The sequence below is a fragment of the Pseudoclavibacter sp. VKM Ac-2888 genome, from assembly GCF_015351285.1.
GTDB lineage: Bacteria > Actinomycetota > Actinomycetes > Actinomycetales > Microbacteriaceae > Pseudoclavibacter.
Map to the genome: position 1 here is coordinate 990,232 of NZ_JADKSM010000001.1, position 21,311 is coordinate 1,011,542.

The following is a 21,311-nucleotide window of genomic DNA, read 5'->3' on the forward strand; positions in this document are numbered from 1 at the left end:
CCGGGCTCCCCGGGACCTTGGGACGGTGAACTGTCTTGACTAGGCAAGGGATCCTTCCGAGAGTCCTCCGCCGAGGACGTGGGCGTGTACGTGGAAGACGGTCTGACCTGCTGCCGCCCCCGAGTTGAAGATGAGCCGGAATTCGCTGTCGGTGTGCTGATCGGCGAGCCCCTGGGCGACCGCGATGACCTCGGCGAGCAGTGCCGGGTCGCCTGCCGCGAGCTGGGCGACGTTCGCGTACTCCTGGGTCTTGGGCACCACAAGAAGGTGCACGGGCGCCTTCGGGCTGATGTCCTTGAAGGCGATGATCCGCTCGGACTCGAACACGATGTCGGCTGGGATCTCGCGGTTGATGATGCGCGTGAAGATGGACGGCTCTGAACTCGACATGAGACCAGCCTACGACTCGGCACTCGCGCGGGACCGAGAGTCCCACGTGCCGCTCAGCGCCAGGATCGCCGCGATCGCGGCGGGAGCCGCACTCGAGGTTCGAAGAACGCCAGCGCCGAGGTGCACGCGCCTGGCGCCGGCAGCCTCGAAGGCCTCGAATTCGCTCTCGTCGATGCCGCCCTCTGGCCCGACGACGAGCGTCAGCCCGGAAGCGCCTGCCGGGACCTGCTCGACGAGGGCCTGGCGCAACGAGGTGTCGCCGAGCGGGTCGAGGACCAGCATCGGCGCGTGACCGGCGAGCGTTGCGACCTCACCCGTCGAGTGCAGCGGGGCCACATCCGGGACCCACGCGGCGAGGCTCTGCTTGCTGGCCTCCCTGGCGATGGATGCCCACCGCTCACGGCCCTTCTCGGCCTTCTGGTCCCAGCGGCTCACGCTGCGCTTCGCCTGCCACGGCACGAACGCCGCGGCTCCGAGCTCCGTCGCGACCTGCACGGCGAGGTCGTCTCGCCCGCCCTTCGCGAGTGCCTGGACAACCGTGACACGCGGAACCGACTGCGCCACTCGCCGCGCGGCGAGGACCGTGACGAGTGCGCGGTCGCGCTCAGTCAGAGCGAGCTCGCCGTCGACGACGAATCCGCGCCCGTCGCCGAGCTGCACACGTTCGCCCACTCGCATCCGCGCGACCGCCATGTGCTTGGCTTCCGCGCCGCGCACCTCGACGACGCCGCCGACGCGCAGCGCCTCGTCGAGGTCCTCAACGAGGTAGAGCCACGCCACGTCAGCGACCGAAACGGTCGCGGAGCTTCGAGAACATCCCCTGCTTCTCCCGCGCGAGGCGAGGGGCCTCGTGGCGATGACGGGCAGCGAACTCCTCGATCAGCTTGCGCGACCTGCCGTCGAGCTTCGCCGGGGTCACGACCTGGACGGCGATGTCGAGGTCGCCGCGATGCGTCGAGCGAAGCCGCGTGATGCCCCGACCTCGAACGGTCAGCACCTCACCCGACTGCACGCCCGCGGGGATCTGCAGGTCGACGTCGCCGTCGAGCGCACCGACCGTGGTCGAGGTACCCAGGATCGCGTCGGCCATCGACACCTCGACGACGCACTGGAGGTCATCGCCGTCTCGCGAGAAGACCTCGTGCGGGCGCACGCGGATCTCGAGGTAGAGGTCACCGTTCGCTCCCCCTGCTGGTCCGGCTTCGCCCCGACCGGGAAGGTGGATGCGCAGCCCGGAGTCCACACCGGACGGGATGTCGACCGGGATGCTCACGTTCGATCGGACGCGCCCCTGGCCGTGGCACGTGTCGCACGGGTGCTCGATGACCGTGCCGTAGCCGCGGCACTGCGCGCACGGCTGGTTCGTGACGACCATGCCGAGGATGGAGCGCACCTGTCGCTGCACGGACCCGGCCCCACCGCATGCCGAGCACGTCGTTGGCGAGGTCCCTGGCGCGCAGCAGGTGCCCTGGCAGTTCTCGCAGGCGATCGCCGTCGTGACCTCGAGGTCCCGGTGCGTGCCGAACATGACCTCGTCGAGGTCGAGTTCGACGCGCACGAGCGCGTCCTGGCCGCGTTCCGCGCGCGAGCGGGGTCCGCGGGAGCCCTGCTGGCCGAAGAAGGTCTCGAAGATGTCGCCGAAGCCACCGAAGGACTGCCCATCTGGGCCGCCCTGGTCGTACTGCCGGCGCCGCTCGGGGTCGATGAGCGTGTCGTAGGCGTGCGTGACGGACTTGAAGCGCTCCGCGGCATCTTCGGACGGGTTGACGTCCGGGTGCAGCTGGCGTGCCAGCTTGCGGTAGGCCTTCTTGATCTCGTCCTGGGACGCCTCACGGCTCACGCCGAGCACGTCGTAGTGGTCTGCCAAGAGTGGCGACTCCTTCTTTGCATCTGTGTGTGTCACGCCTGCGTTGTCAGGCGCCGGGTGCATCCGCCGAGTGATCTGGCGGTGTGGGTCAGTCGTCCGAGTGCTGCTCGTCGAGCACCCGTGACAGGTAACTCGCAACCACTCGAACGGCCTGGATATTCCTCGGGTAGTCCATTCTCGTCGGCCCGACGACGCCGAGACGCGCGTCGCTCCCGGAGCTGCGGTAGCCGCTCGTCAAGATAGCCGTCTCGCCGAGGCCCAGGTCGACGTTCTCCTGGCCGATGCTGACCGAGTAGGCCTCGGGGCTGGAGTGGAGCTCGTCGAGCAGCCGCAGGAGGACCACCTGCTCCTCGATGGCCTCGAGGACGGGCAGGATGCTCGAGGGGAAGTCACGTTCGGTCCGGGCGAGGTTCGCGGTGCCCGCCATGACGAGGCGCTCCTGGCGGTGCGCCAGGACGAGCTCGAGCAGGTTGGCGATGACGGGAGCGAAGAGCTCCGCGTCTCGCTCCCCCATGATGCCGCTGACATCCCTGAGCTCCGTGGAAGCGCGCGCGACCGTCTTCCCGACGAGGCGGCCGGCCAGCCGGTCCCGGAGCACATGCAGCTGCTCGACGCTCACCTCGGCACGCAGATGCCCGATGCGCTGCTCGACGCGGCCCGAGTCGGTGATGAGGACCGTGAGGACGCGCATGCTCGACAGCAGGACGAACTCGACGTGCTGGATGGCGGCGTTCGCGAGCGAGGGGTACTGTGCGATCGCGACGGAGTTGGTGAGCTGCGCCAGCAGTCGCACCGACCGTCCGAGCACCTCGTCGACGTCGTCGCTGCCCTCGATGAACGTCTCGATCGCCCGACGCTGCGCCCCGGAGAGCGGCCTGAACTCGGCGAGCCGGTCGACGAAGAGTCGGTAGCCCTTGTCGGTCGGGATGCGCCCGGAGGACGTGTGCGGGGCCACGATGAGCTCGGCGTCTTCGAGCTGTGCCATGTCGTTGCGGATGGTGGCCGCGGAGACGCCGAAATCGTGACGGTCTGCGATCGACTTGGAGCCCACCGGCTCACGACTCGTGACGTAGTCGGTGACGATGACGCGGAGCACCTGCATGCTTCTGTCTGAAACCACGATGCTCCTCCCTCGACGAGCTGCTGCGAGTCGGACTGGCACTCCGAACCTGAGACTGCCAATCCTACCGCTTTCCGCTCGCGCCACCAGCAGGATGCCAGGCCCTCGGAGGGCACGCGCAGTAGCGTGGGCGAAACCGACGAGAGGAACCCCGTGTCAGATCAGAACGCACCGACCCCGCCGCCAGGACACCAGGATCAGCCTCGGCAGCCGCCATACGACCGGCCGGGACCCTACGGGCAGGAGCCACCGTACGGGCAGCAGGCTCCCCACGGTCAGCAGGTCCCGTACGGACAGCAGGCTCCCTACGGGCACCCGCAGGGCGGGCAGTACCAGCAGTCGGGCCCGCAGAATGGGACAGAACCGCCCCTGACCCGAGACGGCGACCGCCTCGTCGGAACCTTCGATCACCTGCTCAACATCGTCGCCCCGGCAGTCGGGCCGCTCATCCTCTGGCTCGTCACACGGCGGAGAGGGCCTCTCGCCGACAGCGAGGGCCGCGAGGCGCTCAACTTCGGCATCACCGTTGCGATCGTGTACCTCGGCATCGGCGTCATCTCGCTGCTCTCGCTGATCGGCGGCCCACTGGCGCTGATCGTCCCGCTCCTCTACCCGCTGCTCTGGGTTGCCGTCGTCGTCTACGCCATTCTCGGTGCGGTCCAGGCGAACAAGGGTCTCCCCTACCGGTACCCGGTCACCTTCCGGTTCGTGAGCTGAGCCGGCTCAGGCGGCGATTCGGCGCACGATCGCGTCTGCCATGAGCCGCCCCCGGAGCGTCGGGACGAGCCTGCCCTTCAGCGCGGCCCTCCCGTCGACGAGCGACTCGGCGATGAGCTCGGCGACGACGCTGGAGTCGTCCAGCTCGGAGATCGCGAGGCCCTCCCGCAGACGCGAGCCGAGCATGATCCGCTCGAAGCGCTTCGTCTCCTCGTCGAGCACTTCGCGCCCCATGGCCGGGGTGATGCCCTCAGCAAGCCTCGATGCGTAGGCGCTCGGATGCTTGGCGTTCCACCAGCGCACACCACCCACGTGGCTGTGCGCGCCTGGCCCGAATCCCCACCAGTCCGCATCTCGCCAGTAGGAGAGGTTGTGGCGAGACGCGTGCTTGCCGTCGAGCGACCAGTTGCTGACCTCGTACCACTCGAACCCGGCCGCTGAGAGTCGCTCCTCTGCGAGCTCGTACATGTCGGCCTGCAGGTCGTCGTCCACAGCGGGCACCTCGCCGCGGCGGATCTGCCTGGCCAGCTTCGTGCCCTCCTCGATGATGAGCGCATACGCGCTCACGTGCAGCGGCTCCTGCGCCAGCGCCATGTCGAGCGATCGGCGCCAGTCGTCGATGGACTCGCCGGGAGTGCCGTAGATCAGGTCGAGGCTCGGCTCGAGCCCGACTCGCTTCGCTGCGGCGACCACGATAGGGATGCGTGCCGGATCGTGGGTGCGCTCGAGGACGCTGAGGACGTGCGGGACGGCGGACTGCATCCCGAAGCTGACTCGGGTCACTCCAGCAGCCCGGAGCTCGGCGAGCTCACGCTCGCCGACCGAGTCGGGGTTCGCCTCGACGGTGACCTCCGCGTCTGGGGCGAGGCCCCAGCGACTGCGCACTCCCTCGAGCATCGCCGCAAGGTCGCTGACGGGCAGGAGAGTCGGCGTTCCGCCACCGAAGAAGACGGTGGATACCTCGCGAGGGGCACCGCTCAGCACCCGCTCGGCGATCACCATCTCCTTCTCCACCTCGCCGGCATAGCTGGAACGCGAGACCCCTCCGAGTTCCTCCGCCGTGTAGGTGTTGAAGTCGCAGTAGCCGCATCGCACGCGGCAGAAGGGCACGTGGATGTAGACGCCGAAGTCTCGTGACTCGGCGCCGACCAGTGCCTGGCCGGGGAGCTCTCCGCTCGGCGGCACCGGCTCGCCGAGCGGCAGCGCGCTAGGCGCCAAGATGGCCGTTCGGCTGGGCCGTGTTCGGGGCGAGGTTCACGTGATGCACCCGCACAGCCTAGGCGCATTCAGGCGCGCGATCAGCCGAGCACGGCCCCGCGTTGCGCTCGCGCCCAACTGACACGACTACCTTCGAGGTCATGAGCACTCAGGCGACCTCCCCAAAGCACGTTCTCGTCTCCGGCGCATCCGGAATGATCGGCCACCGTCTCATCGAGGAACTGCACGCGCACGGCCACCGCGTCACGCGGCTCGTCAGGCGCGACCCGAAGGACGCCAGCGAGTTCCGGTGGAACCCCGCCCAGCGAACTCTGGACGCGAGGGTCCTCGACGGCGTGGATGCAGTCGTGAACCTCTCCGGGTCACCGCTCAGCAAGCTGCCGTGGACCTACAACGTGAAGAAGGAGATCCTTCGCTCCCGCGTCAACGCGACGCTCACGATCACCGGTGCTATGGCGGCCTCCTCCACGCCCCCGGCGCTCCTCATCAACGGTTCCGCGTCGGGCGCGTACGGCGACCGGCCGGGGCAGGTACTCGACGAGGACTCGGCACTGCCCGAGACCGACGAGTTCCTCCCGCGTGTCGTCGACCGCTGGGAGCGCGCGGCTCAGACAGCCCCGGAGGGCACCAGGGTCGTCCTCGCCCGCACCGGTCTCGTCCTGGGGCGCGGCGGTGTCCTGACCGTCCTGAAGACCCTGGCAAGCGTCGGGTTGCTCTCGCAGCTGGGTGACGGCACGCAGCACTGGCCGTGGGTGAGCCTGCGCGACGAAGTGCGCGCGCTCCGCTTCCTGCTCGAGTCCGACGACGCGCAGGGGCCCTACAACCTGGTCGGCCCCACACCCGCGACCGCCGACGAGATCCAGCAGCAGCTGGCCGACGAGCTCGGGCGCCCCTACAAGCTCAAGGCGCCATCGACGCTCATCGACCTCACCCTCCAGAAGGCGGGCCGTGAGCTGTTCCTCGCCGACCAGCAGATCCGCCCGAAGCGCCTGCTCGACGCGGGCTTCACCTTCAAGGATCGCACCGCGGGTCAGGCCGTCGAGCTGGCCCTCAAGTCGCCGGAGTTCGAGCCAGAGCCTGGCGCCGGGGTCTGACCCTTCGAGCCGGGCCGCTCACGCCCTGGCGCGAGCGGCCTTCTCGAGGCGGATGCCCTCGCGCAGAGAAGCCCTGGCTCGCTTTCGGTCCCCCGAGGCCGAGTACGCAAGACCGAGGCGCATCCACGTCCTCCAGTCTTCAGGAGCGGCCTCGACCTCGGACTTCCACCTCGGAAAGTCCTCGTCGGCCGCCTCACGGACGACGCGTCCGCTCGGTCGCTTGGGCAGGTCGTCCTCCGGCAGCTCGCCGGCGTCCGCCATACGTCCGAGCAGTCGTTCCGTCTGCATCCCGAAGAGCAGCTCACGGGCCACGAAGACGACCGCGAGGACCGGGAACACGATGAGTGCGGCACCCATCACCTTGGCGACGATATCGCCCGCGAACAGTGAGACCGCCATTCCCGAGACGAAGACGATGTAGAGCAGCAGGAGCAGGGTCACGGCGGCGACGCCGAGCTTCGTGGCCAGGTTGCTCTTCACGAGCGACCCGACAGTCCGTCGAGGCCGAGCACGCCGTCGAGCCCGACTGTCGTGCCCCGCGTCTCGACCGCATGCGTGATGGCGAGCTTGATGCCATGCACGTAGGCCTCCTGCGAGATCGTCTCGTGGCGAATCGTCAGCACTTCACCCTCTCCCCCGAAGATCACCTGCTGATCCGCCACGACTCCGCGCAACCGCAGACTGTGGATGGGCACGCCCGAGACGAGTTGCCCCCGAGCGTCCTGCTCGCTGCTCGGAGCGGAGAGTGGCCGTTCCCTCGAGGTCGCGATGCGCTCCGCGGTCCGTACAGCAGTCCCTGACGGCGAATCCACCTTCTTGTCATGGTGCGCTTCGACGATCTCGATCGATTCGAAGAAGCGCCCCGCGACGCTCGCAAGCGCGGTGCCGAGCACCGAGCCCAGAGAGAAGTTCGGGACGAAGACGACGGCACGCTCCGGAGGCACGAGGCCAGAGACGCCGGCGATCCGCTGCTCGTCCCAGCCGCTCGTGCCGACGACGACGTCGATGCCATGCTCGAGGGCGAAGGGAACCGCCGCCTCCGACGCCTCGAGCCGCGAGACGTCGATGAGCACGTCGGCGCCGAGCATCTCATCGAGTGAAGAAGAACTCGTCAGCCCCGCATGGAAGCGGAGCCCATCGGTCGTCTCGAGGATCCGTGTGATCAGTGTTCCCATGCGGCCAGAAGCGCCCAGCACGGCGACCTTTGTTTCCATGCCCACAAGCGTACGGCCATCGGCAGGCCGAGCAGACGACGCGGGAGGCTCCCGGCGGCAGGCCCGACAACCTCAGACGGCGATCGAGGTGCTGACTCCCGTGCGCAGTTCCGGCGTCAGGTGCGACAGGTCGTTGAAGAGCAGCAGCTCAGCCGGCTTCCTGGTCCGCACCCGGACCACCGTGAGACCGGTGTTCACCGAGTTGAGGCCGAGCCAGCGCCAGTCTGGGGCGTCGAGCACCCGGCGCACGAATTCGCCGATCACGAAGTTGTGGGTCACGAGCAGGGTGTGGCGGTCGTCGCGGCTCTTGCTGAAGAACGTGTCGTAGGCGTCGTTCATCTGCGCCATGCCGGCGTCGACGACCTCGTCACCGATGCCGCCGAAGAAGCTGTCGTACGTCGACGGCGCACCGTCCTGCCCCGTGGGGATGCAGTCGAACAGCAGCGTCGACTCGAGCGCGGCGGGACCGCTCGTGTACTGGTCGATCACCGCGCTCGTCTCGACAGCGCGATCCAGCGGCGACGTGTAGGACTCGCTGAGCGGGACGCCCGCGAGTCTGCGGCCGATCAGATGAGCCTGGGCCCGACCACGCTCCGACAGCGGGCCGTCGGTGATTCCGTGCTCGGCGTTCTCCTGCTCGCCATGCCTGACGAGGTAGAGGTAGTGCGACATCAGCGGCGCTCCAGTTCGGTCCTTGCTTCCGAGGAGAGCTTACCGACCGCAGACGCAACGAGCTCCCCACTGAACATGTCGGCCGCGACGGACTGCACCTCGTCGAGCGACACGGCTTCGACCCGCGAGAGCGCCGCCTCGAGGTCGTAGAAGCGACCCGTGTGGATCTCCGCGCGCCCGAGGCGAGACATGCGAGTGTCGGCGTCCTCGATCGCGAGAGCGGAGCCGCCGGCACTCGCGCTCTTCGCGTCGGCCAGCTCCGTCGCGGTGACCCCGTCCTGGACGAGCTTCTCCGCCTCCTGGCGCAGCACCCTGACCGTCTCCAGCACGTTGTCGGGAGCGCATCCCGCGTACATGCCCGTCACCCCCACATCGGAGTGGCTACCGCCGAACGAGTACACGGAGTAGGCGAGCCCGCGCTTCTCGCGGATCTCCTGGAAGAGGCGGGACGACATGCCACCACCGAAGATCCGATGCATGAGGCCGAATGCCTCCCTGCGCGGGTCGAGCTGCGTGATTCCCTGGCCACCGATGACCAGGGCCAGCTGCTCCAGCGGGCGCTCGATGGCCGAGAGCGGTCCTGTCGGCACCGCGGAGCCCGGCTCGAGCGTCGTGGCCCTGCGGGAGACGGGGACGGCGCGTGCGTCGAGGTCCCACCCGCCGGCTCGGAGGTTGCGCTCGAGCTGCTCGCGGACGACGTCGTGGTTGACGGCCCCCGCGATGGTCACGACGAGCTCCTCCGGACGGTAGTGCTGGCGGTACGAGCTCCACACGGCGTCGCGGTCAGCGGCCCTGATCGAGGCCGGCGTGCCGCCGATGGGCCTCGCGAGCGGATGCGCACCGAGGAGCGTCTCGTAGAACCGCTCCCAGACCACGTCGTTCGGGTCGTCGTCCGCCATCGCGAGCTCCTCGATGATGACGCCGCGCTCGATCTCGAACTCCGCGGCGTCGATCACACTCGAGGTGATCATGTCGCTCAGGACCTCGACGGCCATCGGGAGGTCGGCATCGCGGACCTTCGCGTGGTAGAGCGTGTGCTCCTTCGCGGTCTGCGCGTTCACCTCTCCACCGACGCGCTCGAAGGCCGCAGATACCTCGAAGGCGGACCGTGTCGGCGTGCCCTTGAAGAGCAGATGCTCGAGGAAGTGCGTGGAACCGTACTCATGCGGGAGCTCGTCCCGGGAGCCGACCGGCACCCACAGGCCGATGCTGGTGCTCGCCGCGCCGACGACTTCCTCGGTCAGGAGGCGCACCCCGCTCGGCAGCACCGAACGTCGGAAGAGACCGCCGTTCGACACTCGTGCTTCGATCTCGGGAAGGTCAAGTGGCAGTTCAATGGCATCGCGCATAACCAGTCAAGCCTAGAGCGTGTTGACCGTCCCGGCGTCAGCCGCGAGACAACTCCCAGCGGCTCGAGACCTCGCGAGACGCCAAAGGGCCCCGCGCACGGATGCGCGGGGCCCTTCAGAGCAGAGGTGGGCTGAGCTACTCAGCGCCTGCCTCGAGAGCGACGCCCTCTTCAGCAGCTGCCTCCTCGAGCACGGGTGCGAGCGACAGCTTGCCGCGGTCGTCGACCTTCGTGATCTCGACGAGGATCTTCTGGCCGACGCCGAGCACGTCTTCGACGTTCTCGACGCGCTTGCCACCGGCGAGCTTGCGCACCTCGGAGATGTGCAGCAGGCCGTCCTTGCCCGGGAGCAGGGAGACGAAGGCACCGAAGGATGCGATCTTGACGACCGTTCCCAGGTACTGCTCGCCGACCTCAGGGTTCGTCGGGTTCGCGATGGCGTTGACCGCTGCACGAGCGGCCTCGGCGGACGGACCGTCGACAGCGCCGATGTACACGGTGCCGTCGTCCTCGATGGAGATGTCGGCTCCGGTGTCGTCCTGGATCTGGTTGATGACCTTGCCCTTTGGCCCGATCACCTCGCCGATCTTGTCGATCGGAACGCGGACCGAGATGATGCGCGGTGCCGTGGCAGCGAGCTCGTCCGGCGTGTCGATGACGGCGTTGATGGCCTTGTCGAGGATCTGGATGCGAGCATCGCGAGCCTGCGTCAGGGCGCCATCGAGAACCGACGTCGGGATTCCGTCGAGCTTCGTGTCCAGCTGGATCGCCGTGACGAACTCCGCGGTACCGGCGACCTTGAAGTCCATGTCGCCGAGCGCGTCTTCTGCGCCGAGGATGTCGGTGAGCGCCGCGTAGCGCGTCTCGCCGTCGACCTCGTCGGACACGAGACCCATGGCGATGCCCGCGACAGGAGCGCGCAGCGGCACACCGGCGTTGAGCAGCGACAGGGTGGAGGCGCAGACGGAGCCCATCGACGTGGAGCCGTTGGAGCTGAGCGCTTCCGAGACCTGACGGATCGCGTAGGGGAACTCCTCGCGGCTCGGGAGAACCGGGACGATGGCGCGCTCGGCGAGGAAGCCGTGCCCGATCTCGCGACGCTTCGGCGAGCCGACTCGTCCGGTCTCACCCGTCGAGTACGGCGGGAAGTTGTAGTGGTGCAGGTAGCGCTTCGACGTGATCGGCGAGAGCGAGTCGATCTGCTGCTCGAGCTTGAGCATGTTCAGCGTGGTGACGCCGAGGATCTGCGTCTCGCCGCGCTGGAAGATCGCCGATCCGTGCACGCGTGGCACGACGTCGACCTCTGCATCGAGCTGACGGATGTCGGCGACGCCGCGACCGTCCATGCGCTTGCCCTCACGGAGGATGCGTCCGCGGACGACGTCCTTCGTGACGGTCTTGTAGGCGGCCGACACCTGACCGGCGACGGAGGCGTCGAGCTCTCCGCTTTCGATCTTCGCGGCAATCTGCTCCTTGACGCTGGCCTTGAGCGCGTCGTCAGCATCCTGGCGCTCGATCTTGCCGGCGATCTGGTACACGTCGACGAGTCCGTCGTGCGCGATGGCAGTGACCGCGTCGAGGGCCTCCTGCGTGTACGGGAGGAAGACCGGGTACTCGACGACGGGCTTCGCGGCCTGGTCTGCGAGCTCCTGCTGTGCCTTCACGAGCTGCGTGAGGAACGGCTTGGAAGCCTCGAGGCCCTGTGCGACAACAGCCTCGTCGGGCTTCTGCGCGCCGGCCTGGATGAGGCCCCACGCGTGCTCGGTGGCTTCGGCCTCGACCATCATGATGGCGATGTCCTCGGTGCCGTCGGCCTTCGTGACGAGACGGCCGGCGACCGTCAGGTCGAAGACGGCGTCGGCGAGCTGCTCGAACTTGGGGAACGCGACCCACTGGCCGTCGATGAGCGCGAGGCGGACACCGGCGATGGGGCCGGAGAACGGCACACCGCTGAGCTGCGAGGACAGCGAAGCCGCGTTGATCGCGAGGGCGTCGTAGAACTCACCAGGAGCGATCGAGAGCACCGTCACGACGACCTGGACCTCGTTGCGGAGGCCCTTGACGAACGAGGGGCGCAGCGGCCGGTCGATGAGGCGGCAGACCAGGATGGCCTCCGTCGACGGGCGTCCCTCACGACGGAAGAACGATCCGGGGATCTTGCCGGCGGCGTAGCTGCGCTCTTCGACATCGATCGTGAGCGGGAAGAAGTCGAAGTTCTCCTTCGGGTTCTTCGAGATGCTCGTTGCCGACAGCAGCATCGTCTCGTCGTCGAGGTAGGCGACGGCAGAGCCCTGCGCCTGCTGGGCGAGACGCCCTGCTTCGAAGCGGATCTTGCGCTGGCCGTGCTTGCCGTTGTCGAGAACGACTTCAGAGAACTTGATTTCGGGACCTTCCAAGAGGTCTCCTCCTTCTGCGTGTGTGCACGCGAAGGGCAAGCGCGACCGGGTCTTCCCGGGCTGATCGTCAGTAGAAGACCACTGCCGAATGAGCGCCTCTAGCGCATCGACAGGAACCCACCACCGAGGACCAGCTACTCGCCGCCCCGCGTGTCTTGAATGATTGCGCTGCTGACTCTACCAGCGGAGGGCGACGAGCAGCTGGAACCCGTGCGGCGAGTGCCGCACGGGCGCCCCTACTTCTTGCGAGACGGGCGAGGGAGCTCCTTCACGAGAGGGAACTCCCCCGTCGGCTTCTCCCCCTCGTCGTAGAGCTTGCTCGGCGACCCGACGATCTTCTTGTCAGCAGCGTGCGCGATGCTCTCGTCCTTCGAGGGGTAGTCGAACTGGGAGAGGACGTAGCGCATGGCCTCGAGCCTCGCCCGCTTCTTGTCGTTCGACTTGACCACCGTCCACGGCGATTCGGCGGTGTCCGTGTAGAAGAACATCGCCTCCTTGGCTTCGCTGTACTCGTCCCACTTGTCGAGAGACGCGAGGTCGGTCGGGCTCAGCTTCCACTGGCGCACCGGGTCGTCGCGACGGGCCGCGAAGCGCGCGAGCTGCTCCGCCCGACCGACCGAGAACCAGAATTTGATGATGGTCGTGCCGGAGTTGACGAGCATGCGCTCGAACTCGGGAGCGGAACGCGTGAATTCGAGGTACTCGGTCGGGGTGCAGTACCCCATGACGCGCTCGACGCCCGCACGGTTGTACCAGGAGCGATCCAGCAGGACGATCTCGCCTCCAGAGGGCAGATGCTCGACGTATCGCTGGAAGTACCACTGCGTCTGCTCCTTCTCCGTCGGCTTCTCGAGCGCGACGGTGCGAGCACCGCGAGGGTTCAGGTGCTCCATGAAGCGCTTGATCGCACCACCCTTGCCTGCCGCGTCCCGGCCCTCGAAGATGATGACGACCTTCTGTCCCGTCTCCTTGATCCAGGTCTGGAGCTTCAGGAGCTCGATCTGCAGCGCGCGCTTCTGCTTCTCGTACTCCTTGCGCGGCAGCTTGGCGTCGTAGGGGTAGCCGTGGCGCCAGGCCTCGCCAAGCGGGTCCTCGTCGCGCAGCTCGGCGAGTTCGTCCACCTCCGGGGTCATGTCCGGGATGCCCGCCCGGTTGAGGCGGTACGCGGCCTGAGAGCCTGCGCCCTGCTTCCGAGCGCGACTCGTCGAGGTGGAGTCCGATGCGCCGGCCTCCACGCGGGCGTCATTGCCCGATTCCGAGGCCTTCGTCTGACCCTTGGCGTCTGCGTGCGGCTTTGCTGGAGTTCGAGGGGCTGCCATGTCGCTCAGCCTAGCGCCGGGGCCTCCACGCCTGGGCCCCATGTGGACGACCAGGCGCCGCTGCACGCGAAAAGAGCCCCTGCCGACGGCAGGGGCTCTTCGCAGAAAGTGCTTAGCGGCGAAGGCCGAGTCGCTCGATGAGCGAACGGTAACGCGAGATGTCGACGTCGGCGAGGTAGCCGAGCAGACGACGACGCTGACCCACAAGCAGGAGGAGACCACGACGCGAGTGGTGGTCGTGCTTGTGCTCCTTGAGGTGCTCGGTGAGCTCCTTGATTCGCGTGGTGAGGATGGCAACCTGAACTTCAGGGGAACCAGTGTCACCCGGGTGCGTTGCGTACTCTTCGATGATGGCCTTCTTGCCCTCAGCGCTTAGTGCCATTGACAGACCCCCTTCTCTTTCGTTGCGCGGCGCTCGGCACACAATGTGCGAGCTCTCTTCATCCGCGGCCGTTTCACGGCAACCGAAAGAGCATAGCAGATCGCGAGGGGTCAGCTCACGCCCAGCAGGTCGATGATGAAGACCAGCGTCTTGCCGGAGAGCGGGTGCCCTCCGCCAGCGGCGCCGTAGGCGAGGTGCGGCGGGAGGACGAGCTTGCGGCGGCCGCCGACCTGCATGCCCGGGATGCCTTCCTGCCAGCCGCGCACAAGCGCCTTCAGCGGGAAGTTGACCGACTCGCCCCGGTTCCACGAGGAGTCGAACTCCTCGCCGGACTCGAACTCGACGCCGAGGTAGTGCACGTCGACCGTCGAGGACGGCTCCGCGACTGCCCCGTCGCCCACGATGATGTCCTCGATGACCAGCTCTGCTGGTGCCTCTCCACCCGGGAAGTCGACTTCTGGCTTGGTGCGATCAGTGTTTGTCATGCTCTACATCCAAGCGCCGGAGCCTGGACGAGTCCCGGATGACGCGCCGTGCGGCTGTGTCTGCGGCTGCATCTGCGGCTGTGCCTGTGCCTGGATCAGCTCGCCTCGGAGCTCTCCGAGATGCCGGAGCAGGAGCCGTTCGTCGAGCAGCTTGCTCGTGCGATTCGGGTCGAGGACGACCTGGTGCCGGACGCTCGCGAGACGCGTGGACTCGGTGATGAAGTCGCGCATGGCCTTGTCCGCGCGCTTCCCGGACCGGCGCGCCCAGGACCTCGCGCTCGATCGGCCGCGCATCGTGGAGAGCATCCTGATCTCGGCCTGCGAGTACCAGCCGACAGCGGCGTACTCGGACAGGCGCTCCACGATGATGCGGGCATCCTTCCGTCGCAGGAGGAGGATCGTCACGATCCAGGCGAGGAAGATCGGCACCATGATCAGCGCGAAGAACGCGATGAGCCCCAGGATGCCAGCAGACTGCTGCACGAGACCCGAGCCGACGTTCCAGAGCGCGTGAAGGGCCATCGCGGGGATGAGACCCAGTGCGAAGCCGCCGAGCGCCGAGCCCCAGCCACCGCGACGGGCGCCGATGCCCATTCCGATGCCGGTCAGCGAGACGCACATCGGGTGCAGCAGCGGCAGGGCAATGCCCCGGATGAAGTACTGGGCGACGAAGCCCCCGACCCCTGCTTCCTGCCACATCGAGGAGAAGTAGAGGATGTTCTCCGTGAACGCGAAGCCCGCGCCGAGCAGAGCTCCGTAGACGAGGCCGTCCGTCGGTCCGTTGAAGTGACGACGCGCGACTGCGTAGATGACGACGAGACCGAGGCCCTTCCAGATCTCCTCGCCGACGGGCGCCTCGACGGATGGGCCCCACCAGGCGGGCAGGGCTCCCGGAAGGAGGACCTCGCGGACCAGGCCCGTGAGCAGCGCGCCACCGACCGCGATGCCGCCTCCCCAGAACACGGCGCCGATGAGCAGGATGCGCGGCTCGGGCTCCCACCGGTCGATGAGCCACACGACCATCCACACGACGAAGAGCGGGACGAGCGCGGCGAGCACGCTGCCGAGGAGCACGACGTCGCTGCTGCCGAGATACGCGAGGAACAGGACGACGGCGATGATGAGCGCGGCCAGGCACATGACGACGATCGTCGTGATGCGCATCGCCAGCTCACCCTTCGTGGGGGCCTGCGGGAGGACGAACTGGGGGTCGATCTGGCGCTGACCGGCTGGTGCGCCCCAACGCCCGTCCGCGTGCATGGGTCCGGTCACGAGGTGGCCACCCTGGGTCCGGCCGCGCCGAAGGCCGCGAGCTGCGAACGGTGCTCCTTGACGCGGTCGAGCATGCGCTTCTCCACGACTCTCCGATTCGGGTCTCGCTTGTTGACCCTGGCGTGCTCGCGGGCGAAGGCGAGCCTCGACGCGTCCTGGACGAAGCCGCGCATCGCGCGGTCGGCCTCGGGGCTCACGGACTTGGCCCACGCGAACGCCTGCTCGCGCGCGCTCCAGTCCCCGATCATCGCGACCTCCGATGTCGTGAACCATCCGGCATCCGCGTACTCGCCCAGACGGTCGACGATGATGAGGCGGTCGCGGTCGTGCAGCTTGACGAGGAACCAGGCCAGCAGCAGGAAGATGGGCAGCTGCACGACGAGGTAGAAGATGAGCCAGCCGAACTGATTGCTCGGGTCGACTCCGAGCAGCGGGAGGATGAGCAGGCTTCCGCCGTTCCAGAAGGCATGAGCGAGGATCGCGATGACGAGCCCGCCGAGGCCCATGAGGATCGGCCGCCGCCAGCCGCCTCTGCGGGCTCCCCAGCCGATGGCCATGCCGGTGATGCCGGTGAAGAGTGCGTGCGCGAACGGCGAGAGGATGCCGCGCACGATGAACGTCGACGCGAAGCCCGAAGCCGATTCCGCGGCCTGGGAGAAGTAGATGATGTTCTCCGTGAAGGCGAAGCCTGCGCCGATGACGGCCGCGTAGCTGAAGCCGTCGAGCGGGCTGTCGAAGTGCCTCCGCGCGAAGATCAGGATGAGGAACAGGCCGACGGCCTTGATGGACTCCTCGGAGATCGGCGACTGGATCAGCACGGAGAACTTGCTCACGGCACCCTCGGTTGCCAGGTACGAGCGGGCGACATCGAGCATCATGCCGCCGGTGACGAGAGTCCCGACGACCGAGGCCCCTGCACCCCAGAACAGTCCGAAGGCGAGCAGGATCCGCGGCTCTGGCTCCCAGCGGTCGAGCCACCAGACAGCCGTGAGGACGAGCCCGAGGGGCACGAGAGCGGGTATCGCCATCGTGAGCGCGGCGAAGCGCAGCTCGCTGAAGAGCCAGGCGACGACCCCGACGGAGAGCAGCACCGCGAAGCCGAGCAGAAGCAGCCAGGTGAGCCTGCCCCGAGTCAGCCTTCTGCGCCGCTTCGGCGCGACTGACGTGGCACTGCTCATCGATGGTCCTCCGTGCATTGGGGTGGCTGCCCGAAGCAGAGACATTCGGGCCTCGCGGCGCGCACGGGTCTCCCCGCCTCGTCGGCTCGCTGCGGTCAGCATAGCCAAGCGGACGCGGGTCAGGCGAACGACCAGTCGTCCGGGCTCAGCGCACGGTAGATTAGGAGCATGATGCGTCTCGGATTTCTTCTCGGTGCCACTGTCGGCTTCATCGCTGGGATCAGCACGAGTCGAGTGCACGCGGAAGAGGTCGCGAAAGACATCGGCGGCAGGTCGAAGGCCTTCGCGGAGCGGATGACGGTGTCAGCTGAAGACCTGCGCCGCCGCAGCGATACCCAGCTGGAGGACATGCGTCGGCGCGTCGACGAGCAGCTCGACGAGATGCGCAAGCGCGTCGACGATGGTTTCGACGACGTCAAGCGTCGGGTCGAGGAAGAAGTCGAGAAGAGCATCGAGTCACAGGTGCAGACGCTGGTGCGAGCCGGTCAGGCCCGCGAAGATGTCCTCGAGACGTTCGAGGACGACGACGCAGACGCCATGTTCTCCCCCGGTGACACGAGCTCGCCACGCCATGCTGCCGTCGAGGGCGAGTCGACGCCGGAGCAGGACCCCGAAGGCAAGCGCCCCGAGTAGCTCGCTCTCGGTCGTGCGCTGCGGCTCACGCGGCCCCGACCGACAGCGCAGGGAACGAAACGGCCCCTCCGGTGCACTGCACCGGAGGGGCCGTTCTGCTGTGGTGACGCCCGCTACAGGCGGACGCCGGCAGCGTTAGGAGAAGTCACGCAGATCGGCTCGGTCGAGGCTGTCCTCGAGAGCCGTGGCCTGCGCCTGCGTGATGATCGGGATGGCGCTCGTGACGGCCTGGATGCCGGAGAGCCGCTCGGGCGAGAGGATGCTCGTGACTTCCTCCCGGCTCAGGAGCCCGCGTTCGACGACCAGGTCGGCGATGGTCGACTTGGTGGTGAGGGCCTCCTTGGCGAGCTTCGACGCCTCCGAGTAGCCGATGTAGGGCGTGAGGGCCGTGACCACGCCGACGGAGCTGGAGACGCGGGACGCGAGCAGCTCCTCGTTGGCGGTGATGCCGTCAATGCAGTTCACGCGCAGGGTACGCGCGGCGCGGCGGAGCCAGGCGGAGTTCTGCATGAGCGTGTGGAGCATGACGGGCTCGAACGCGTTGAGCTGCAGCTGCCCAGCCTCGGATGCCATGGAGACCGTGACATCCGCCCCCGCGATGACGAACGCGACCTGATTGACCGCCTCGGGGATGACCGGGTTGACCTTGCCGGGCATGATCGAGGAGCCAGCCTGGCGCGCCGGCAGATTGATCTCGCCGAGGCCAGCCTGTGGGCCGGAGGAGAGCAGCCGGAGGTCGTTGCAGATCTTCGACAGCTTCATCGCGGTGCGCTTGATGACGCTCGAGAGCGACATGAACACGCCGGTGTCGCTCGTGGCCTCGATGAGGTCGTGCGCCGTCTGCAGGTCGTTGTAGCCCGTGATCTTGCGGAGCTGGCGCATGACGGCGGACGCGTAGCTCGCCTCAGCCGTGATGCCGGTCCCGATCGCCGTCGCACCGAGGTTGAGCTCGAGCAGCAGCGGCAGCACGTCGCGGAGGCGCTGGATGTCCTCGCCGATGGTCGTGGAGAAGCCGCTGAACTCCTGGCCCAGCGTCATCGGCACGGCATCCTGGAGCTGCGTGCGGCCGATCTTCAGGATGTGCTTGAACTCGCTGCCCTTCACGCGGAACGCGTTCTGCAGCAGCGTGAACTCGTCGATGAGACGCTCGGTCGCGTGGACGAGCGCGACCTTGACCGCACTCGGGTACGTGTCGTTCGTGGACTGCGATCGGTTCACGTGGTCGTTCGGGGAGAGGAACTCGTAATCTCCGAACTCGCGACCGGCGAGCTCGAGCGCGCGGTTCGCGATGACCTCGTTGACATTCATGTTGGTGCTCGTCCCGGCACCGCCCTGGATCACGCCGACCACGAATTCCTCGTGCAGCTTGCCGTCGATGATGTCCTGGCACGCGCGATCGATGAGCCACGAGCGCTCCTGGTCGAGCACGCCGATCTCGAGGTTGGCGCGCGCTGCGGCCTGCTTGACCTGCGCGTAGGCGACGATGAAGTCCGGGTACACGCTGATCTGACGTCGACTGATCGAGAAGTTCTCCAGCGCGCGGGCGGTGTTCACACCCCAGTAGGCACCTGCGGGGATCCGCATCTCGCCGAGCGAGTCGCGTTCGACACGGAATTCCTGCGTTTCTGACATGACCTGATGGTCCTCCAACTTCGTCGTCTGAGTTTCCGCGCTGACCTCAGCCTACTGCCGACGCGCTCCTCGGATCGCCGCCTCGAGAAGACTCGCGAGCGCATCGACCTGGATGCTGTCAGCCGACAGCTCGCCAGCATCGATTCCCTCGAGGGCACGCAGGGCGAGGCCCTGCTTGTTGTCGATGAGCTCGGCGATGCGCGCGTCGATGGTCTGCGCCGCGACGATGCGCCACGCGGTGACCGGCTCTTCCTGGCCGATGCGGTGCACGCGGTCGATGGCCTGGGTCTGCTCCGCGGCAGTCCAGCTGAGCTCGGCGAGCACCACGTCGGACGCCGCCTGCAGGTTCAACCCGACTCCAGCGGCCAGGAGCGAGCAGACGACGACCTGCACGCTCGGGTCGTTCTGGAAGGCGTCGATCGCGGCCTGTCGCGCTGCCGGGGTCTGGTCGCCTCGGATGGAGACCGAGGAGATCTCGTTCTCCGCGAACGTCCGCTCCGCCGCATCCATGACCTCGATGTGCTTGGCGAAGAACACTACCTTGCCCGCAGAGCGAGCGATCTGGCCGGCGTACTCAGCCGCGAGCCGGGCCTTCGCCGCGCCGATGGTGCGGAGCATCGTGAAGATGCTGGCTCCCGTCGACGAGGCCTTCGACTCCTCGACCTCCTGGCGGGCGATCATGCGAACGCGATCCAGGTCGACGGCGCCGGGCTCGAGCCCGGCAGCGGCCGCCATCCGGCGGTACCGCTCGAGCAGACGCGAGACGAGCGCCGCCTCCGCTGCGCGAATGCTCCTGCCCTCATCCGAGTCGAGCTCGACGGGCATGTCCACGACGCGCTTCGCCGGAAGATCCGCGGCCACGTCGATCTTGCGCCTGCGGACGATCCCGAGATCGATGACCGCCTGCCGTGCCGCCGCCAGGAAGCCGGGATCGCTGGGCACGAGGCCCGTCTCGTCGAGACGGTCGAGCAGCAGCTGCGAGGGCCTGTCGCCTTCGAGCCAGCCGAGGAACTGCCAGATCGCCTTGAAGTCATCAACGTCGTTGATGAGCGGCGTTCCGGTGAGCGCCATGAGCAGCGGGTCGGCGCCGGGCACGCGAGCCCTGATGCTGTTCGCGAGCTGCATGACGAGCCGCGACCGCTGCGACTGCAGGTTCTTGATGAAGTGCGCCTCGTCGAGCACCATGCCCTTGAAGCCGAGCGACGTGAGCCAGCCGAGGTGGCGGTCGAGGATCTCGTAGTTGACCACGAAGACATCGGCGAAGGCGTCGATTCCCTGACCGTCTCCGGAGATGACCGTGACCCGACGGTTCGGGGTCCAGCGCTGGACCTCTCGCGCCCAGTTCGTCTTCACGACGTTCGGGACGACGCAGAGCAGCGGGTACGCCTCGGCGACCGACGCGGCGAGCAGCGCCTGCGCCGTCTTGCCGAGCCCGGGCTCGTCCGCGAGCAGGTAGGCCCGGTGCCCGTCGGCGACGCTCGCGAGCAGCCTCGCCTGGTGATCCATGAGCTCCTGGCCTGGAGGCGAGATGCGGTCCCAGCGGGGAGCAGGAGGCAGCTCCATCGAGGCCGCGTTCCCGCCTGCGCCCGTCTCGAACGCGCGGAGGAGCGGGCCGAGGAGCTCCCAGTTGGACAGTCTCGAGTAGTGCGGAGCTGTGGAGTTGACGCTCGTGAGCACTGGCGCCAGGAACGGGTTCGATCGGGTGCGCGCCTTGACGGAGCCGGGAAGGACCTGTCGCTGCGCGATCTCCGGCGGCAGCTTCTCGGCCTGGGCCTCGGGCTCTGGCTGCTCGTCGACCACCATCTCGATGCCACCGGCGAAGAGCATCTGCTTGCGCAGCGCCTTCGCTGCTTCGCTGACCGGAGCGCCGGGCTCGAGGAGGCTGATGAGCGAGGTGTCGCGCGCAGCGGTCTTGGCGAGGATCGAGGCGAGGCCGTCGAGGCGCTTGAGCGCCTCTGCACGGTCATGCTCGCTGAGCTCGCTGGTCTCCTTGGCCTTCGCGCGCTCCTCGCGCATCAGCAGCGCGATGACCTGGAACTTGGTGCGATTCGACGGCGAGACCTTGCCGCGCTGCGCCGAGGCCTCGACCTCCCGTGCCGCCTTCGCGAGCTGTGGGATGACGCCGGTGTTATCGACCGGCTTGCGGTTCCGCGGCGGCGTGTGAACGCCGGCGCGACCGCCGGCTTGGGCGCGTGTCCTACGAGACATGCCCCTCCTTATGCAACGTGGCAGGGATCGGGAAGTTGAGCCGGGCGGAGGTCGCAGCATCGGCGCCGAACGCGGCGACCGGCAGTGAGGCGGGCCTCGGCCCACTCGAGTGACGAGCTCCCGGATGTCATGCAGGTGACGAGGAGAGTTCAGATTCCCTCAGGCA

At 67.8% G+C, this 21,311-nt stretch carries 20 protein-coding genes; 3 read left to right on the forward strand and 17 right to left on the reverse strand.

What is annotated here, in order from left to right; all coding sequences use genetic code 11:
• Positions 1-39: 39 nt before the first annotated feature.
• The 4 genes from ITJ61_RS04775 to hrcA all read right to left on the reverse strand — a co-directional run bounded on the left by ITJ61_RS04775 (position 40) and on the right by hrcA (position 3,377).
• Positions 40-390 carry an HIT domain-containing protein gene (locus ITJ61_RS04775; RefSeq protein ID WP_104340894.1) on the reverse strand — a complete coding sequence of 117 codons (351 nt, stop codon included), beginning with the start codon at positions 388-390 and terminating at the stop codon, positions 40-42.
• Between the two features lie 9 nt (positions 391-399).
• Positions 400-1,170, reverse strand: a complete 771-nt coding sequence (locus ITJ61_RS04780; protein ID WP_194685652.1) for a 16S rRNA (uracil(1498)-N(3))-methyltransferase — start codon at positions 1,168-1,170, stop codon at positions 400-402.
• 1 nt (position 1,171) lies between these two features.
• Complete coding sequence (dnaJ, locus tag ITJ61_RS04785) at positions 1,172-2,257, reverse strand: molecular chaperone DnaJ (RefSeq protein ID WP_104241451.1); 1,086 nt, start codon at positions 2,255-2,257, stop codon at positions 1,172-1,174.
• An 88-nt stretch (positions 2,258-2,345) separates the two neighbouring features.
• The gene (hrcA, locus tag ITJ61_RS04790) at positions 2,346-3,377 is read right to left on the reverse strand and encodes a heat-inducible transcriptional repressor HrcA (protein WP_104241452.1); all 1,032 of its coding nucleotides are present in this window, start codon (positions 3,375-3,377) and stop codon (positions 2,346-2,348) included.
• Between the two features lie 153 nt (positions 3,378-3,530).
• Here hrcA and ITJ61_RS20210 point away from each other — a divergent pair, with 153 nt between their 5' ends.
• Complete coding sequence (locus ITJ61_RS20210) at positions 3,531-4,094, forward strand: DUF4870 domain-containing protein (protein ID WP_194685654.1); 564 nt, start codon at positions 3,531-3,533, stop codon at positions 4,092-4,094.
• Between the two features lie 6 nt (positions 4,095-4,100).
• Here the strand turns inward: ITJ61_RS20210 and hemW are convergent, their stop codons facing one another.
• On the reverse strand, positions 4,101-5,312 hold the full coding sequence (gene hemW / locus ITJ61_RS04800; protein ID WP_104340892.1) for a radical SAM family heme chaperone HemW: 1,212 nt from the start codon (positions 5,310-5,312) through the stop codon (positions 4,101-4,103).
• Positions 5,313-5,452: 140 nt separating this feature from the next.
• Between hemW and ITJ61_RS04805 the strand changes: the two genes are divergently transcribed.
• Entirely contained in the window at positions 5,453-6,406 is a 954-nt protein-coding gene (locus ITJ61_RS04805) for a TIGR01777 family oxidoreductase (protein ID WP_104241455.1), read from the forward strand.
• Between the two features lie 18 nt (positions 6,407-6,424).
• Here ITJ61_RS04805 and ITJ61_RS04810 read toward each other — a convergent pair whose 3' ends face one another.
• From ITJ61_RS04810 to ITJ61_RS04855, 10 genes are all read right to left on the reverse strand, one after another.
• Complete coding sequence (locus tag ITJ61_RS04810; protein ID WP_258063132.1) at positions 6,425-6,886, reverse strand: hypothetical protein; 462 nt, start codon at positions 6,884-6,886, stop codon at positions 6,425-6,427.
• Entirely contained in the window at positions 6,883-7,620 is a 738-nt protein-coding gene (gene dapB / locus ITJ61_RS04815; RefSeq protein ID WP_194685655.1) for a 4-hydroxy-tetrahydrodipicolinate reductase, read from the reverse strand. The genes ITJ61_RS04810 and dapB overlap by 4 nt, the downstream gene beginning before the upstream one ends.
• A 72-nt stretch (positions 7,621-7,692) precedes the next feature.
• Entirely contained in the window at positions 7,693-8,292 is a 600-nt protein-coding gene (locus tag ITJ61_RS04820; protein ID WP_104306878.1) for a histidine phosphatase family protein, read from the reverse strand.
• Positions 8,292-9,641: a M16 family metallopeptidase gene (locus ITJ61_RS04825; RefSeq protein WP_104241458.1), complete on the reverse strand. Its 1,350-nt coding sequence runs from the start codon at positions 9,639-9,641 to the stop codon at positions 8,292-8,294. The genes ITJ61_RS04820 and ITJ61_RS04825 overlap by 1 nt, the downstream gene beginning before the upstream one ends.
• Positions 9,642-9,777: 136 nt before the next feature.
• Positions 9,778-12,036 (reverse strand): polyribonucleotide nucleotidyltransferase, encoded by a 2,259-nt coding sequence (locus tag ITJ61_RS04830; protein WP_104241459.1) that lies wholly within the window; start codon positions 12,034-12,036, stop codon positions 9,778-9,780.
• A gap of 236 nt (positions 12,037-12,272) precedes the next feature.
• Positions 12,273-13,355 carry a polyphosphate kinase 2 gene (gene ppk2 / locus ITJ61_RS04835; RefSeq protein WP_104306879.1) on the reverse strand — a complete coding sequence of 361 codons (1,083 nt, stop codon included), beginning with the start codon at positions 13,353-13,355 and terminating at the stop codon, positions 12,273-12,275.
• A 112-nt stretch (positions 13,356-13,467) separates the two neighbouring features.
• Positions 13,468-13,737 carry a 30S ribosomal protein S15 gene (rpsO, locus tag ITJ61_RS04840; protein ID WP_104241461.1) on the reverse strand — a complete coding sequence of 90 codons (270 nt, stop codon included), beginning with the start codon at positions 13,735-13,737 and terminating at the stop codon, positions 13,468-13,470.
• A gap of 110 nt (positions 13,738-13,847) precedes the next feature.
• Positions 13,848-14,222, reverse strand: coding sequence for an FKBP-type peptidyl-prolyl cis-trans isomerase (locus ITJ61_RS04845; RefSeq protein WP_068480291.1), 375 nt, complete (start codon positions 14,220-14,222; stop codon positions 13,848-13,850).
• A gap of 3 nt (positions 14,223-14,225) precedes the next feature.
• Entirely contained in the window at positions 14,226-15,494 is a 1,269-nt protein-coding gene (locus ITJ61_RS04850) for a PrsW family intramembrane metalloprotease (protein WP_194685656.1), read from the reverse strand.
• Positions 15,491-16,672 (reverse strand): PrsW family intramembrane metalloprotease, encoded by a 1,182-nt coding sequence (locus tag ITJ61_RS04855; RefSeq protein WP_181059287.1) that lies wholly within the window; start codon positions 16,670-16,672, stop codon positions 15,491-15,493. Before ITJ61_RS04855 ends, ITJ61_RS04850 begins: the two co-directional genes overlap by 4 nt.
• A gap of 168 nt (positions 16,673-16,840) precedes the next feature.
• Between ITJ61_RS04855 and ITJ61_RS04860 the strand changes: the two genes are divergently transcribed.
• Positions 16,841-17,305 carry a hypothetical protein gene (locus ITJ61_RS04860; protein ID WP_104241464.1) on the forward strand — a complete coding sequence of 155 codons (465 nt, stop codon included), beginning with the start codon at positions 16,841-16,843 and terminating at the stop codon, positions 17,303-17,305.
• Between the two features lie 135 nt (positions 17,306-17,440).
• Here ITJ61_RS04860 and ITJ61_RS04865 read toward each other — a convergent pair whose 3' ends face one another.
• Together ITJ61_RS04865 and ITJ61_RS04870 are read right to left on the reverse strand one after the other, a co-directional pair.
• Positions 17,441-18,937 (reverse strand): aspartate ammonia-lyase, encoded by a 1,497-nt coding sequence (locus ITJ61_RS04865; protein WP_104241465.1) that lies wholly within the window; start codon positions 18,935-18,937, stop codon positions 17,441-17,443.
• 51 nt (positions 18,938-18,988) lie between these two features.
• Positions 18,989-21,145 carry a DEAD/DEAH box helicase gene (locus ITJ61_RS04870; RefSeq protein ID WP_104298642.1) on the reverse strand — a complete coding sequence of 719 codons (2,157 nt, stop codon included), beginning with the start codon at positions 21,143-21,145 and terminating at the stop codon, positions 18,989-18,991.
• Positions 21,146-21,311: the final 166 nt, after the last annotated feature.

What these genes read in the sequence shown, in the direction of transcription:
- ppk2 (WP_104306879.1), bottom strand. Translation starts at nt 13,355, where the DNA reads ATGGCAGCCCCTCGAACTCCAGCAAAGCCGCACGCAGACGCCAAGGGT.
- ITJ61_RS04845 (WP_068480291.1), bottom strand. Translation starts at nt 14,222, where the DNA reads ATGACAAACACTGATCGCACCAAGCCAGAAGTCGACTTCCCGGGTGGA.
- ITJ61_RS04805 (WP_104241455.1), top strand. Translation starts at nt 5,453, where the DNA reads ATGAGCACTCAGGCGACCTCCCCAAAGCACGTTCTCGTCTCCGGCGCA.
- ITJ61_RS04855 (WP_181059287.1), bottom strand. Translation starts at nt 16,672, where the DNA reads ATGAGCAGTGCCACGTCAGTCGCGCCGAAGCGGCGCAGAAGGCTGACT.
- ITJ61_RS04820 (WP_104306878.1), bottom strand. Translation starts at nt 8,292, where the DNA reads ATGTCGCACTACCTCTACCTCGTCAGGCATGGCGAGCAGGAGAACGCC.
- ITJ61_RS04870 (WP_104298642.1), bottom strand. Translation starts at nt 21,145, where the DNA reads ATGTCTCGTAGGACACGCGCCCAAGCCGGCGGTCGCGCCGGCGTTCAC.
- ITJ61_RS04860 (WP_104241464.1), top strand. Translation starts at nt 16,841, where the DNA reads ATGATGCGTCTCGGATTTCTTCTCGGTGCCACTGTCGGCTTCATCGCT.
- rpsO (WP_104241461.1), bottom strand. Translation starts at nt 13,737, where the DNA reads ATGGCACTAAGCGCTGAGGGCAAGAAGGCCATCATCGAAGAGTACGCA.
- dapB (WP_194685655.1), bottom strand. Translation starts at nt 7,620, where the DNA reads ATGGAAACAAAGGTCGCCGTGCTGGGCGCTTCTGGCCGCATGGGAACA.
- ITJ61_RS04825 (WP_104241458.1), bottom strand. Translation starts at nt 9,641, where the DNA reads ATGCGCGATGCCATTGAACTGCCACTTGACCTTCCCGAGATCGAAGCA.
- ITJ61_RS04775 (WP_104340894.1), bottom strand. Translation starts at nt 390, where the DNA reads ATGTCGAGTTCAGAGCCGTCCATCTTCACGCGCATCATCAACCGCGAG.
- ITJ61_RS04865 (WP_104241465.1), bottom strand. Translation starts at nt 18,937, where the DNA reads ATGTCAGAAACGCAGGAATTCCGTGTCGAACGCGACTCGCTCGGCGAG.